Annotated in this window: 1 protein-coding gene; it reads left to right on the top strand. The window is 67.5% G+C overall.

Going from position 1 to position 231, the window contains the following annotated elements:
- The coding region (locus SB719_RS22930; protein WP_412160154.1) for a CBS domain-containing protein at positions 1-231 on the top strand (231 nt) is incomplete at both ends.

The raw sequence follows: 231 nt of genomic DNA, 5'->3' as shown, positions 1-231 counted from the left end.
GGCGACTGCTGGGCCTCTACACCGATGGCGACCTGCGGCGTACCCTGACCGATCCCGCGATCGACGTCCGCAGCGCGCGCATCGCCGACGTGATGACGCGCGACCCGATCTTCGTCGATGCGGATGCACTCGCGGTCGAAGCGGCGCGCCTGATGGAAACGCGCAAGATCACGATGCTGCCGGTGCTCGATGCCGAGCGTCGTGTGGTCGGGGCCCTGAACATTCAGGACC

Source organism: Pantoea sp. SIMBA_079 (assembly GCF_046940275.1).
GTDB classification, from domain to species: domain Bacteria; phylum Pseudomonadota; class Gammaproteobacteria; order Enterobacterales; family Enterobacteriaceae; genus Pantoea; species Pantoea borealis.
The sequence above is the reverse complement of the archived record's forward strand: the minus strand, read 5'-3'. Positions and strand labels throughout refer to the sequence as shown.